Source organism: Streptomyces lunaelactis, from assembly GCF_003054555.1.
Lineage (GTDB): Bacteria > Actinomycetota > Actinomycetes > Streptomycetales > Streptomycetaceae > Streptomyces > Streptomyces lunaelactis.
The window spans coordinates 5,347,053-5,360,484 of sequence record NZ_CP026304.1; the positions used below are offsets into that span (position 1 = coordinate 5,347,053).

Sequence of the window (13,432 nt, forward strand, 5' to 3'; positions counted from 1 at the left end):
CTGATCCCCGATCCCCAGCCCCCCGATCCCGCCGATTCCGCGATACGGAACGCGAGTGCGGAGTGTCGTACCCCTGTGCGAGACTCCGTCTCATGCTGGGTGTTACCGATCTGCCGACCTATCTCGCAGGCCTTGTCCTGATCATTCTGCTGCCGGGGCCGAACTCGCTGTACGTGCTCTCCGTCGCAGCGCGCCGCGGTGTGCGTACGGGCTATACGGCAGCCGCGGGTGTGTGGTGCGGTGACACCGTGCTGATGGTGCTCTCCGCCGCGGGCGTCGCCTCGCTCCTCCAGGCCAACGCGCTGCTCTTCGGCATCGTGAAGTTCGCCGGCGCCGGCTATCTGACCTGGCTGGCGATCGGGATGCTGCGCGCGGCCTGGTCGCTGTGGCGCACCCGCCGCGAGCTGACGCCCGAGCAGGCGGAGCCGGCCGACGCGGCCGCCGCCGAGCGGCCGTTCCGCAGGGCCTTTGTGATCAGCCTCCTCAACCCGAAGGCGATCCTGTTCTTCATCGCCTTCTTCGTGCAGTTCGTCGACCCGGGGTACGCGTACCCCGCGCTGTCCTTCGTGGTGCTCGGGGCTCTCGCCCAGCTGGCGAGCTTCCTCTACCTGACGATGCTGATATTCACCGGTACGCATCTGGCGGCCGCGTTCCGCAGGCGCAAGCGTCTGTCGGCGGGCGCGACCTCGGCGGCCGGTGCGCTGTTCCTCGGCTTCGCGGTGAAGCTCTCCCTCAGCGGCACCTGACGCGCTCGAGGAAGTCGGTCAGCCCCGTCGTGTCCTCACCCGCCCAGCCGACGTAGCCGTCGGGCCTGACCAGGAAGAGCCCCTTCCCGTACGGCTCGTACGCGTCGATGCGGTGCACGTGTGCCTGCGCGCGCTCCAACTCCGCCTCCAGCGGCTCCAGTCCGATGTCGGTGCCGACCGCGAGCAGGGTGAAGTGCGGACCGCGGAAGAGGTCGAAGAGCCGTCGCCCGTCGGGCAGGGGCCCGTCCGGGGCGCGGTCGCCCGCCTCGAGTGCGCCCGCCGAGCCCATGGCGAGCGGGCCGCCGCGGTAGCCGAGGCCCAGCTGCATGGTGGCCGCCCCGCGCCGCTGCTCCCCGCGGTGGATACGGGTGGACAGGCCCAGCATCTCGGCGGCTACGGGCTCCCGCTCCTGCTCATAGCTGTCGAGCAGTGACTCGGGAGCGCCGTGGCGCAGCACCTGGCCGAGCTTCCACCCGAGGTTGTACGCATCCTGGACGCTGGTGTTGAGGCCCTGTCCGCCCGCGGGGGAGTGGACATGGGCGGCGTCGCCCGCGAGGAACACGCGCCCTTCGCGGAACCGGTCCGCCATCGCCGCGCGCGGCCGGAAGTCCGAGGACCAGAGCACCTCGGTGACATCGGCGGCCGTCAGATGTGTGCGGGCGGCGATCAGTTCGCGAACGCCCGCGGGGGAGATGTCCGGCTCGCCTTCCGTGAACTGCCCCACGATCTGGAAGTCGTCAGTGCCCGGCAGCGGGCAGACGGAGAGAAAGCCGGCCTCGCCGCCAGGGAAGACATGCCAGTTCAGCCGGTCGAGCGCGGGAATGCGGACATCGGCGACCAGCATCGGCGCGGGGTCGACGGTCTCCCCGGTCATCGAGATGCCGAGGATCCGGCGGACCGTACTGCGACCGCCGTCGGCCGCGACCGCGTACGCCGCCCGGACCGTCCCGGCCGAGAGCTCGGCGCTCACGCCGTGCTCGTCCTGGGTGAGCCCGTTCAGGGCCACGCCGAACGAGACCTCGCCGCCCAGCTCCGTCAGGCGGGCGTGCAGGATCTGCTGGGTGCGCCACTGCGGGAGCAGCCATGGCTCGCCGTACGGCGCGGCGGCTGTGGCCTCCGGGCGCTCGAACATGTCGTGCTCGCCCTGCCGGGTGCCGTCCTGCCAGACCATGCCGACCGGGGCCGTCCCGCCCGAGGCGAGGACCGCGTCCACGACCCCGAGGTCGTCGAAGACCTCCATGGTGCGCGGCTGGATTCCCTTGCCGCGTGAGCCGGGGAAGAGGGCGTGCGACTGCTCGACGACGTGGGCGCGTACGCCTCGGCGGGCCAGATCGCAGGCGAGGGCGAGCCCGGTGGGCCCGGCTCCGACGATCAGAATCCCGGTTTCCTTAACGCTGTTAAGTTCCATGCCCCAGAGAGTGCGCTTAACGCTGTTAAGTTGTCAAGGGGGTGCGGGTAGGTTGGCACCGTGGCTACGGAACGACTCGACCGGACCCGGGTGGCGCGCACCGCCCTGCGCCTGCTCAACGAAGTGGGCCTCGACGGGCTGACGCTGCGCGCCATCGCCAAGGAGCTCGACGTCAAGGCCCCTGCCCTGTACTGGCACTTCAAGGACAAGCAGGCGCTGCTCGACGAGATGGCGACGGAGATGCTGCGGCGGATGGCGGCGGACATCCTGGAGGCAGAGCCGCCTGCGGACTGGCGCGAGGGGCTCGCGGCGGCGATGCGGGGGCTGCGCGAGCACCTGCTGCGCTACCGCGACGGGGCGAAGGTCTACAGCGGTACGCGCTTCACGGACGCGAGCTACGCCGGGCCGATGGAGGCACAGCTGCGGATGCTCACCGGGGCGGGTTTCACGCCGGGCGCGGCGGCGCGGGCCTGGCTCACGGCGTACAGCTACACGATCGGCTTCGTGATCGAGGAACAGGCGATGGGGCCCGACGCCGCGACCGGGGCGGAGGGGTACGACCTGGCGGCTCGCGCCGAGCGCCTGGCGGACTATCCTCTCGCGGCGGCGGCGGGGGAGGAGATGTTCCGGGGGCACGATGCGGGGTTCGAGGCGGGCTGGGGGCGGTGGTGGCGGGGATCGAACAGATGCTGCTGGCGCGGTAGCGGGGGCCCCCTTCCCCTACCCGTCCGCGCCCCAGCGGACAAACCTCAGCCCAGCGCCACCCGCTTCAGGCGCCGCGCCCTCCGTACCACCCTGCGGACCGTCGCGTTCCGCGGGACCGGGATGCCCCCCGGCAGCCCCAGCACCGTCAGCCGCCGGCGCTTGAAGTAGCGCCACGTCCGGGTGTTGAGATTGCGGCCCAGGTACCCCTCCGCCGCCGCCCGCAGATCCGGCCGCAACTGCGGCTGCATCGCGAAGCCGACCGCGTTCAGCAGACCGGCCATCGTCTCGTCGGCCTCCGCCGGCGCACCCGCCGCGCCCTCCGCCAGGTCCGGCACAAGCGCGTCGACGATCGTCAGCGGTACGCGGTTGCTGTTCTGGTACGGCGTGAGCCGGTCCAGCAGCGGCTCGGTGCCGATACGGGCCACGGGGATGCCGTAGAACGTGCTCGCCGTGAACAGCGCGGTCGAGAAGCACCCGGCCACCAGCGCGGGACGCAGCCGGCGGTAGAGCACCTCCGCCAGCAGCGGCCGGTCCAGGACGGTGAGTTCGGCGTCCAGAGCCTCCGCCTCGCGCTCCAGCGTGCGCGTCCAGGAGGACGGTGCGGTGGGGTGCGGTTTGAATACGATCCGGCGGTGGCCGAGGGCGACCGCGCCCCGCACCATGCTTACGTGGAGGGCCTCCTCCTCCGCGGGCGTGATGATGCCCAGCGCCGCGAGGTACTGCCCGAGCAGCAGCGCCGGCCGCTCCCCGGAGACCTCCCCGGAGCCCTCGCCGGAGCTCTCGTCGAACGCCACGTCCGCCACACCGTCCGAGAGTTCGGCGATGACCTTGACGAACGCCTCTGTCGGCACGATCTCCGGCTCGGCCCCGAACTCCGCGAGCAGCAGCGGCTTCAGCCCCGCCACCAGGTCCAGATGGAACAGCCTGCGTACGCGCTCGCCGACCAGCGGATCGATCTTGCTGCGGGTGGGGCCGTAGCTCATCAGCCCGTCCGCGTACACATCGAGCGCCGCCTCCGGGAAGAGCTGCGCGATCGCCAGCGCCGGATTGACCTGGATGGACTCCACGGCCAGCTCGATCCGGTCGTCGCCGAGGTCCCACAGCATCCGCAGATACCGCTCCCACAGGGGGATGTCGTCCGGGCGCGGGGCCCAGCCGCCCGGGTGGAAGGGGGAGATGGCCTCGTTCCACGAGAGCACCCCGTCGAACCGGTCCCGCAGCTGCTCGAAGCCCGGCATCTCGTTCAGCGCGGGCGAGGTCTCCGGCGTCGTCGCGTTGTTGGCGACCAGCAGCAGCCGCCGGTCGGCGGGCGCGAAGCTGCCGCTGTCGATCGCGGCGGCCAGCGTGGCGGCCCCGTACAGCGAGGACGCGAAGAAGATCTGGGTCGTAGCGGCAGTAGCGGCCGTGGCAGTCGTAGTAGTCGTCGCAGTCGTACGCATCAGGCCGCTGCCTCCGCGGAGAGGGGGGAGGGCCGGCGGCGCAGCCTCCGCAGCCTCGAGGCGCGCTCGGAATCCATGGAGTCGAGCGCCTCCTTCAGAACATCCTGCGGCATCCGTTTCAGCGCCGCCGCGCTCATTGAACGCAATTTCCGCGCCACTGCGGGTTCGAACCTCTCTACTGATCCCAAGTGGTGGGAAATGACGGCACAGTACGTCCGCACGGCTTTCGGGAGAAGCTGATCGGAATCCGGATCCTTCGCCGTTTCTTCGAGCACCTGGTCGAATGCCCGGATGAAATCGAGCTGCCGAATGTCACCAATTTGTGTCAGGGATGATGCAACGCCGCGTCGGTAGAAGATCCCCAAGTGGCTGATCGCCGCAAACGATTCCGCCTCGCGGTGCAGCCGCCAGATCCACGGCCGGTCCTCGGCGGTGCGCAGCCCGTGCGTGAAGTGGAGCAGCCCGCGGTCCGCGAGCCGCCGGTGGTACATCCCGGCCCAGGCGTAGGGATAGTCGACGCCGGTCGAGCGGTCGGCGGGCAGGATCGCGTCGCGCGGCCGAAGCACCTCGCCGCGCCGGCCGACCGGGACGCGGCGGACCGTACGGGCCCTGGCCGTGCACTGCACATGGTCGGTACGGACGAAGTCGCAGCCCAGATCCTCCATGGCGGACAGCAGCCGCTCGTAGTGGCCGGGGGCCAGCCAGTCGTCGCCGTCGAGGAAGGTGAGGTACTCCCCGCTCGCGGCGTCCAGACCGGTGTTGCGTGCGGTGGCGAGCCCCCCGTTCTGTTCATGTCTGATCAGGCGGGCGCCCGGAACCTCGCGCTCCGCGCGCTCGAGGATCTCCGGTGTCCCATCCGTCGAACAGTCGTCGACCAGCAGGAACTCGAAGTCCTCGCGGGCGTTCGCCTGGAGGCTTCGGAGGGTGTCGGGGGCGTATGTCTGCACGTTGAAGAACGGCACGATGACGGAGAGCTTAACCACCCGCGTGAGGCTAGGCCGACACCCGGCATTCGCACTGTCCCTGGGAGAGATGGCGGGTGAACGAAGAATGGCGGAATGGTGAACCGGCTCGATTCATGGGCGTTTTCGCCAACCGTAGACACGCTGTTAACCAGTTGTTGTGGTCGAGTTGGGCCGTCAAACGGAATGCCTTTCTAACGTCCTCGGCGTGCCATCAAGTACCAGCGAGGCCGTACGGGTCGCCGTACTCGCCGATTCCGACACCCGGTGGAAATGGGGCGCGCTCACCGCGCGTCGTATCGCCGGGCACGAAGCCCCGCACGACTCCGCCAAAACCTCGGACGAGTCCACGGACACGCCCTCGGAATCCATCGAGCTGAGCGGCTTTCTGCTGCGCGGCCGGGCCACTCCCACGGCCCGCCAGCTCGCCGAGGTCGGGGTGCGTGCCGATGAGTTGCGCGAGGTCACGGGCAACGAGTTCCTGCGGGCGATCAAGGACGGGCAGTACGACATAGTCGTGCTGGCCCTCGTCGGCGGTGCCGTCCAGGCCATGCTGCACGGGCTCGCCGCGCTGGCGCTGCCCCGCCGGCCCGTCGTCGTCACCGGCTATGTCGGAGTCGTATACGAAAAGCTCGCCGACGGGCTGCTGCTGCGGCACGGCGCGGATGTCGTCCTCGCCAACTCCCTGCACGACGCGGACCGCTTCCGCGAGGTGTACGAGGGCGTGGGCGCCGACGCCTCGTCCGTCACGGAGGCCGCACTGCCCTTCCTCGGCGGCGCCCCGTACACGGCGCAGGACGGCCGCGACACCGTCGTCTTCGCCGTCCAGCCCTCGGTGCCCGAGTCCCGCACCGACCGCACCTATCTGCTGCGGCGGCTGGTCGAGCACGCCCGGCTGCACCCCGGCCGCGAGGTGCTGCTGAAGCTGCGCTCCAAGCCCGGCGAGCACACCACGCACCTCGAAGAGATCCCGTACCAGAAGCTCGCCGACAAGCTGCCGGGCGGACTGCCGCCCAACTTCCGGCTGGTGTACGGGCACATGGGCGAGGTCCTGGACCGCACCGACCTGCTGGTCACCGTCTCGTCGACCGCCGCGCTCGAGTCCCTGCACCGGCGCGTCCCCACCGCCGTCCTCACCGACCTGGGTGTGCGCGAGGCGCTCGGCAACCACCACTTCCTCGGCTCCGGGCTGCTGACCTCCTGGGACCGGCTCGACGGCGGCCACCGTCCCGCGCCCGACCCGGAGTGGCTGGCCCGCCAGGGCGTCGCCGCGGACGGGGCGTACGACACCGCCTTCGACGCGGCCCGCAAGCGCGTCGCCGAGCTGCTGCAGAGCCCCGGACTCCCGCCGCTCGCCCCGTACTACACGCCGGCCACCGCGCCCGGCTACCTCCCCGGCATCCTCGCCCGCCACCACCTCGGCGCGGACGGCACCCCGCTGCCGGGAGCGGCCCCGGCCGCCGAGGTCAGCGGCGTACGCCGGATGGTCCGCGAGGCCGTACGGAACGCGGCGCGCGGCGCCTACCGCCACGGCGTGCAGCGCGTGGCCCCGGTCATCCGCCGGATGGGCCAGCTGTGACCCCCCAGCGCCCCGGTGCTTCCCCTCAACTCCCGTACTCAGGAGCGCAGATGACCGTACTCGCCGTGATCCCAGCCCGAGGCGGCTCCAAGGGTGTGCCGGCCAAGAACCTGGCCCCCGTGGGCGGCGTGCCGCTCGTCTCGCGCGCCGTGCGCGAGAGCCTCGCCGCACCGCACGTCACCGATGTCGTGGTCTCCACGGACGACCCGGACATCGCGGCGGCGGCACGGCAGGCGGGCGCCGAAGTGGTGCTGCGGCCGGCCGCGATCGCGGGGGACACGGCCACCAGCGAGGCGGCGGTGCTGCACGCGATGGACGCCTACGAGGCCATGCACGGCTCGCCCGTGGATGTGGTCCTGCTCGTCCAGTGCACCAGCCCGTTCCTGGCGCGCGAGGACATCGAGGGCGTCGCGACGGCGGTCCTCGACGGCGGCGCCGACAGTGCGGTGACCGTGGCCCCCTTCCACGGCTTCGTCTGGCGTGAGGAGGACACCTCACCGGCCGCGGAGCCGACCGCCATCGGCGCCCAGCGCGTCGGTGGCTCCACGGCGCTGCTCGTCGACACCGACCGGGCCTGCGGCTACGGCGTCAACCACGACGCCTCCTTCCGTCCGCGCCGCCAGGACCGGCCGCAGGACTTCCTGGAGACCGGTGCCGCGTACGCCATGTCCGCCACCGGTTTCCGCGAGGCCGGCCACCGCTTCTTCGGCACTACCGCGCTCGTACGGACCGATCCCGCGCGCGTCCTGGAGGTCGACGACCCGCACGACCTGGCCAGGGCCCGCGCGCTGGCGCCCCTGCTCGACACCCCCGCGCTGCCCACGCGCGAGGACATCGACGCCGTCGTACTCGACTTCGACGGCACCCAGACCGACGACCGCGTCCTCATCGACGCGGACGGCCGCGAGACCGTCGCCGTGCACCGCGGTGACGGCCTCGGCATCGCCCATCTGCGCAAGGCGGGACTGGAGCTGCTGATCCTGTCCACCGAGCAGAACCCGGTCGTCGCCGCCCGCGCCCGCAAGCTCAAGATCCCCGTCCTGCACGGCATCGACCGCAAGGACCTCGCACTGAAGCAGTGGTGCGAGGAGCGGGGGATCGCGCCCGACCGGGTGCTCTACGTCGGCAACGACGTCAATGACCTGCCGTGCTTCCACCTCGTCGGCTGGCCCGTGGCCGTCGCGAGTGCACACGGCTCCGTACGAGCCGCCGCGCGTGCCGTCACCACCACGCGCGGCGGTGAGGGGGCGATCCGCGAGATCGCCGCCTGGGTCCTCGGCCCGACGCTCCATGTCCCCGAACACGCCCCTGACACCCCTGCCACCTCCCCCGAGAAGTAAGGAACGACCCCCATGAGCACGTCCCGTCTGCGCACCCTCGGTACCAAGACCGCGGGCCCCGGTCACCCCGTCTACGTCACGGGTGAGATCGGCATCAACCACAACGGCGACCTGCACAACGCCTTCGCGCTCATCGATGCCGCCGCCGACGCCGGCTGCGACGCGGTCAAGTTCCAGAAGCGCACGCCGGAGATCTGCACTCCGCGTGACCAGTGGGACATCGAGCGCGACACCCCCTGGGGCCGTATGACCTACATCGACTACCGCCACCGGGTGGAGTTCGGTGAGGACGAGTACCGCCAGATCGACGAGCACTGCAAGAAGCGCGGCATCGACTGGTTCGCCTCCCCGTGGGACACCGAGGCCGTCGCCTTCCTGGAGAAGTTCGGCGTTCCGGCCCACAAGGTGGCCTCCGCGTCGCTGACCGACGACGAGCTGCTGCGCGCCCTGCGCGCCACCGGCAAGACGGTCATCCTCTCCACCGGCATGTCCACGCCGAAGCAGATCCGGCACGCGGTGGAGGTGCTCGGCAGCGACAACATCCTGCTCTGCCACGCCACGTCGACGTACCCGGCGAAGGCGGAGGAGCTCAACCTCCGCGTCATCAACACCCTCCAGGGCGAGTTCCCGAACGTCCCGATCGGCTACTCCGGCCACGAGACCGGCCTGCAGACCACCCTCGCCGCGGTCGCGCTCGGCGCCGCCTTCGTCGAGCGCCACATCACGCTCGACCGCGCCATGTGGGGCTCCGACCAGGCCGCCTCCGTCGAACCGGGCGGCCTGCAGCGCCTGGTCCGCGACATCCGCACCATCGAGACCGCGCTCGGTGACGGTGTCAAGAAGGTCTACGACTCCGAGCTCGCCCCGATGAAGAAGCTGCGCCGCGTCGCGGGCGTTGTCGCCGAGGCCGACGACGACGCCCGCGAGCCGGCCGCGGTCTGACGGCCGGCCACCGTGCTGTCCCGCCCCGGGGGGCACTCCCCGGACTCCCGGTCCCAGCGACTGGCCGGGCCGGCCGATCCGGCATCACGAGGTGACCTTCAGTGAATCTCGCTTTCGTCGAGAGTCCGGTCCAGCTCCTGAACGTCCTGGAGTGGGCCCACGCCAGGCGCGGCTCGCCGCTGGCCGGTGTACCGGCCCAGCCGACGGGCCCGGCCGGGTCAGCACGAGTGGCCGTGGCCGACCTCACCGTGGTCGTCCTGTCGCCCACCGACCCCATGTCGCGGGGCCAGCTGCGCCGGATGGCGGAGCTGGCCCGCGACGAGGGGTTCACGGTGCGCTGGCAGGAGGCGCGCGGCGGTCGGGGCGCGCCGCTGAAGACGGTGCGCGAGCTGGGTCCGATGCTGCGCCGCGCGGAGCGCATAGTCATCGGGGATCCGTTCTCGCGTTACGTACAGCTGCTGCTGACGCTCGTCCGCAGCAAGGATGTGACCGTGGTCGACGACGGCACGGCGACCATGGAGTTCGTCGCGCAGCTCGCGCGCGGGGAGAAGCTGGTGCGCTGGCACCGGCGCGGCAGGCGGGGGCCGCGTGAGCTCCTGCTCGCACCGGTCACCTTCCTGGCGCGGCGCCGGCTCACCCCGTCCCGCGTACGCGAGGTCGAGGTCTTCACCTCGATGCCGGTCGAGCCGCCGCCGGGGGTCACGGTCACGGCGAACAGCTTCGCCTGGACCCGCTCCCGCTTCGGCCCGCCCAGGATCACCCGGGGCGCCGACCTGGTCGGCACGTCTCTCGTGGAGACGGGTGTCGTGGACCCGGACCAGTATGTGGAGGCGGTCGCTGCCCTGGCCCGTACGCACGGCGCCACCCGCTACTTCGCGCACCGCCGCGAGAGCTCGGAGAAGCTCCACCGGCTGGCCGTGGAGACCGGCCTGGAGATCGTCCGCCCGGATCTGCCGCTGGAACTGATCGCCCGCCGCGGCCCGATCGGCCGCACGGTCCTCAGCTTCCCCTCCACCGTGGTCCACACCCTGCCGCTGGCCCTGGCGGGCACCGGTATCAAGGTCGCGGTCTGCGACATCGCCCCGGAGTGGCTCAGGGACACCGCGTCCCCCCGTGCCCAGGGCTTCCTGGCGGGCGTCACGGGCACGGCCCGCGACGTACAGCGACTGCCCGCGCCGGCGTGAGAGGCTGACTGACGGGATCGAATTTCGGTCGAGAAGAGGAGTGAGCTTACCCACACGAGCGGGCAACCATGCACTTCGCGGCTGTTTATCTTTCCCCTATCGGGTTGAACTTTTGTTGATCAGTGGCCAGTTGGCCCTTGCCTGGGCCTACTCTTCAACAGGTGAACCAACTGATGTCCCGCGACTCCGAAGCCGATCACCCCGGCGAGGCCGTACTGCCCGGCACACTCTCCGAGTCGCTGCGCGCCGAGCTGATCGCCTTCCGCCGGGACATGCACATGCACCCCGAGCTCGGCAACCAGGAGTTCCGCACCACCGCCGCGCTCAAGGCCCGCCTCGAGCTGGCCGGGCTGAAACCCCGGGTGCTCGCCATCGGCACCGGACTCATCTGTGATATCGGCACGTGGGACGGGGTGCGTCCGCTCTTCGCGATCCGCGCCGACATCGACGCGCTTCCCATCCCGGACACCAAGACCGGGGTGCCCTACCGCTCCACCGTCCCCGACCGGGCACACGCCTGCGGGCACGATGTGCACACCACCACGGTCCTCGGCGCCGGTCTGGTCCTCGCCGGGCTCGACCGGCAGGGGCTGCTCCCGCAGCCGGTCCGGCTGATCTTCCAGCCCGCCGAGGAGGTCCTGCCCGGCGGCGCGCCCGACGCCATCGAGTCCGGTGTGCTGGACGGCGTCGGCAAGATCATCGCCGTGCACTGCGACCCCAAGGTCGATGCCGGAGTGATCGGGCTGCGCCCCGGGCCCATCACCTCCGCCTGCGACCGGCTCGAGGTCACACTCGACGGTCCGGGCGGCCACACCGCGCGCCCGCATCTGACGACCGACCTGGTCACCGCGGCCGCGAAGGTCGTCACGGACGTCCCGGCCCTGCTCGCCCGCCGGGTCGACGCCCGTTCCGGGCTCGCCATCACCTGGGGCCGTATCGAGGCAGGCCACGCCTGCAACGTCATCCCGCAGCACGCCGAACTCTCCGGCACCGTGCGCTGCCTGGACCTGCCCGGCTGGCGCGCCGCTCCCGACCTGGTGCACGCCGCGATCGACGAGATCGCCACGCTCCACCGGGCCAAGTCGCAGATCAACTACATCCGCGGCGTTCCGCCGGTGGTCAACGACCCGGCCGTGACGGAGCTGCTGCGCGACGCGCAGACGGCGCGCCGGGGATCGTACGCAATCGAGGACACCGAACAGAGCCTGGGCGGCGAGGACTTCTCCTGGTACCTGGAGCATGTCCCGGGTGCGATGGCGCGGCTCGGCGTGCGCACGCCCGGCGACACCACCCGGCACGACCTGCACCGCGGTGACTTCGACGCCGACGAGCACGCGATCGAGGTCGGTGTGGAGCTGTTCACGGCTGCGGCGCTGCTGGACGGGCAGCGCGGATAGCGGTCCATCCGGGCCCTCCTTTCGAGAAATCTGCCGCCCCGCTGCGCGAAAGGGCCGGGCGACGGCTCCTGAGGTGTACGTTGCGTTGTCGAGCCGCTACAGCGCGCGGAGGTCGTGGCTTGTTCGCGACGATCCGATAACGACTGATGAACAGGGCTTTAACTGACATCTACGCGCGTTACGATCGCCGCGAAACCAGCGCCGGAAGTGGCGCTTTCGGTCAGGTTTTAAGGAGCCCCCAAGTGCGCCGGATCACCAGGATCGCCACCGTGGGCATTGCGTCCGCGGCTCTCGCGCTGTCCGCCACCGCGTGTGGCGGCAAATCGTCCTCCGACTCAAGCTCGGAAAACGGCGGCAAGGTCGCCATCGCCTACGACATCGGCGGTCGCGGCGACCAGTCGTTCAACGACGCCGCCTACGCCGGCCTGGTGAAGGCCGAGAAGGACCTCGGTGTCGAGGGCACCGAGGCCGAGCCCACCGAGGGTGAGGGCGACCCGGACAAGGTCCAGCGCCTCACCGAGCTGGCCCGCGCCGGCAACAACCCGGTGATCGGCGTCGGCTTCGCCTACGCCCCGGCCATCGCTGAGGTCGCGCCGAAGTTCCCGAAGACCACCTTCGGCCTCATCGACGACACCTCCAAGACCGCCAAGAACATCGCCAACTTGGTCTTCAACGAGGAGCAGGGCTCCTACCTGGCCGGCGTCGCCGCCGCCAAGGTGACCAAGACCAACACCGTCGGCTTCATCGGCGGCGTCGAGACCCCGCTGATCAAGAAGTTCGAGGCGGGCTACGTCCAGGGCGTCAAGGACACCAAAGCGAACGTAAACGTCAAGGTCCAGTACCTGACGCAGCCGCCGGACTTCGGTGGCTTCTCCAAGCCCGACCTGGGCAAGGCCGCCGCGCAGGGCCAGCTCGACGCGGGCGCCGACGTGATCTACGCCGCCGCCGGCCTCGCGGGCTCGGGCTCGATCGAGGCGACCTCCAAGGCCGGGAAGTGGGCCATCGGCGTCGACTCCGACCAGTACAACCAGAAGGGTCTGGCGGCCTACAAGAACGCCATCCTCACCTCGGTGACCAAGGATGTCTCGGGCGCCGTCTTCAACCTGATCAAGTCGGTCGAGGACGGCAAGCCGCAGTCCGGTGAGATCCGCTACGGCCTCGAGCAGAACGGTGTGGGCCTGGCCGCTTCCAACCCGGCCTACACCAAGATGACCGACGTGACCGCCGCGGTGGACAAGGCCAAGGCCGCCATCACCGCCGGCACGATCAAGGTCAAGACCGCTCCGTAATCGGACGTCAGGACCGAAGGCCCACGGGCCCGGAGGGGCGGCGCACCGCCGCCCCTCCGTGCCCCGGCCCAGGGTCTTTCGTCTGGATCAGGCCGGATGAGTCCGGCGCGATCCAAATGAGAGGCCCTGGGGCGTGTCGTACGAATCCTGCCGGGCTCGCGTGCCCTGGCACCGCACCTCGCTGCTGTGTCGTCAGTCGCCTGCGCTCCGCGTGGACTTCTTCCTCCGCCGTGCGATGCACGGCACCGAAGTGACATCAGCCGCTCCGCGGCGGGCCGCTCCCTGGTCCGGCCTGATCCGTAGGACACCCCCCGGTTCTGGCACCGGTTTCTGTTATTCGGCTGTGCTACGCGCGTAGAGCGTTCTCCGGCGCGATAACTTCGCCCCGCCCCCTCTTGTATCCTCCACAGCCCGTCCGCCTGCCCTCCCTGCTCCTTTCCC

The 13,432-nt window shown here is 70.8% G+C and carries 10 protein-coding genes and 1 pseudogene; 8 read left to right on the forward strand and 3 right to left on the reverse strand.

Translation table 11 applies throughout. The annotated features are described in order from the left end of the window. Positions 1 to 92 precede the first annotated feature (92 nt). A complete protein-coding gene (leuE, locus tag SLUN_RS24780) occupies positions 93 to 746 on the forward strand; it encodes a leucine efflux protein LeuE (protein WP_108151786.1) in 654 nt (217 codons plus the stop codon). Here the strand turns inward: leuE and SLUN_RS24785 are convergent. Continuing rightward, the gene (locus tag SLUN_RS24785) at positions 733 to 2,154 is read right to left on the reverse strand and encodes an FAD-dependent oxidoreductase (protein WP_108151788.1); all 1,422 of its coding nucleotides are present in this window, start codon (positions 2,152 to 2,154) and stop codon (positions 733 to 735) included. The two genes, leuE and SLUN_RS24785, sit on opposite strands and share 14 nt — an antisense overlap. Before the next feature lie 123 nt (positions 2,155 to 2,277). Here SLUN_RS24785 and SLUN_RS41480 point away from each other — a divergent pair. Continuing rightward, positions 2,278 to 2,751: pseudogene (locus SLUN_RS41480) on the forward strand (TetR/AcrR family transcriptional regulator C-terminal domain-containing protein); the annotation flags it as partial. 152 nt (positions 2,752 to 2,903) lie between these two features. On the opposite strand, the gene SLUN_RS24795 reads toward SLUN_RS41480, so the two are convergent. Further along, a complete protein-coding gene (locus tag SLUN_RS24795; RefSeq protein ID WP_108151790.1) occupies positions 2,904 to 4,298 on the reverse strand; it encodes an alpha-2,8-polysialyltransferase family protein in 1,395 nt (464 codons plus the stop codon). Next, positions 4,298 to 5,281, reverse strand: coding sequence for a glycosyltransferase family 2 protein (locus SLUN_RS24800; protein ID WP_108151792.1), 984 nt, complete (start codon positions 5,279 to 5,281; stop codon positions 4,298 to 4,300). Before SLUN_RS24800 ends, SLUN_RS24795 begins: the two co-directional genes overlap by 1 nt. A gap of 187 nt (positions 5,282 to 5,468) precedes the next feature. On the opposite strand from SLUN_RS24800, the gene SLUN_RS24805 reads away from it, so the two are divergent. The 6 genes from SLUN_RS24805 (at position 5,469) to SLUN_RS24830 (ending at position 12,991) form a co-directional block, all read left to right on the forward strand. Continuing rightward, complete coding sequence (locus SLUN_RS24805; protein WP_108151794.1) at positions 5,469 to 6,839, forward strand: DUF6716 putative glycosyltransferase; 1,371 nt, start codon at positions 5,469 to 5,471, stop codon at positions 6,837 to 6,839. A gap of 50 nt (positions 6,840 to 6,889) precedes the next feature. Further along, the gene (locus tag SLUN_RS24810; protein ID WP_108151796.1) at positions 6,890 to 8,179 is read left to right on the forward strand and encodes an N-acylneuraminate cytidylyltransferase; all 1,290 of its coding nucleotides are present in this window, start codon (positions 6,890 to 6,892) and stop codon (positions 8,177 to 8,179) included. 12 nt (positions 8,180 to 8,191) lie between these two features. Beyond that, entirely contained in the window at positions 8,192 to 9,121 is a 930-nt protein-coding gene (locus SLUN_RS24815; RefSeq protein ID WP_108151798.1) for an N-acetylneuraminate synthase family protein, read from the forward strand. Positions 9,122 to 9,222: 101 nt separating this feature from the next. Continuing rightward, on the forward strand, positions 9,223 to 10,305 hold the full coding sequence (locus SLUN_RS24820) for a hypothetical protein (RefSeq protein WP_108151800.1): 1,083 nt from the start codon (positions 9,223 to 9,225) through the stop codon (positions 10,303 to 10,305). A 173-nt stretch (positions 10,306 to 10,478) separates the two neighbouring features. Next, on the forward strand, positions 10,479 to 11,702 hold the full coding sequence (locus SLUN_RS24825) for an amidohydrolase (protein ID WP_108151802.1): 1,224 nt from the start codon (positions 10,479 to 10,481) through the stop codon (positions 11,700 to 11,702). Between the two features lie 242 nt (positions 11,703 to 11,944). Next, the gene (locus SLUN_RS24830) at positions 11,945 to 12,991 is read left to right on the forward strand and encodes a BMP family lipoprotein (protein WP_108151804.1); all 1,047 of its coding nucleotides are present in this window, start codon (positions 11,945 to 11,947) and stop codon (positions 12,989 to 12,991) included. Positions 12,992 to 13,432 lie beyond the last annotated feature (441 nt).

What these genes read in the sequence shown, in the direction of transcription:
- leuE (WP_108151786.1), top strand. Translation starts at nt 93, where the DNA reads ATGCTGGGTGTTACCGATCTGCCGACCTATCTCGCAGGCCTTGTCCTG.
- SLUN_RS24785 (WP_108151788.1), bottom strand. Translation starts at nt 2,154, where the DNA reads ATGGAACTTAACAGCGTTAAGGAAACCGGGATTCTGATCGTCGGAGCC.
- SLUN_RS24795 (WP_108151790.1), bottom strand. Translation starts at nt 4,298, where the DNA reads ATGCGTACGACTGCGACGACTACTACGACTGCCACGGCCGCTACTGCC.
- SLUN_RS24810 (WP_108151796.1), top strand. Translation starts at nt 6,890, where the DNA reads ATGACCGTACTCGCCGTGATCCCAGCCCGAGGCGGCTCCAAGGGTGTG.
- SLUN_RS24815 (WP_108151798.1), top strand. Translation starts at nt 8,192, where the DNA reads ATGAGCACGTCCCGTCTGCGCACCCTCGGTACCAAGACCGCGGGCCCC.
- SLUN_RS24825 (WP_108151802.1), top strand. Translation starts at nt 10,479, where the DNA reads ATGTCCCGCGACTCCGAAGCCGATCACCCCGGCGAGGCCGTACTGCCC.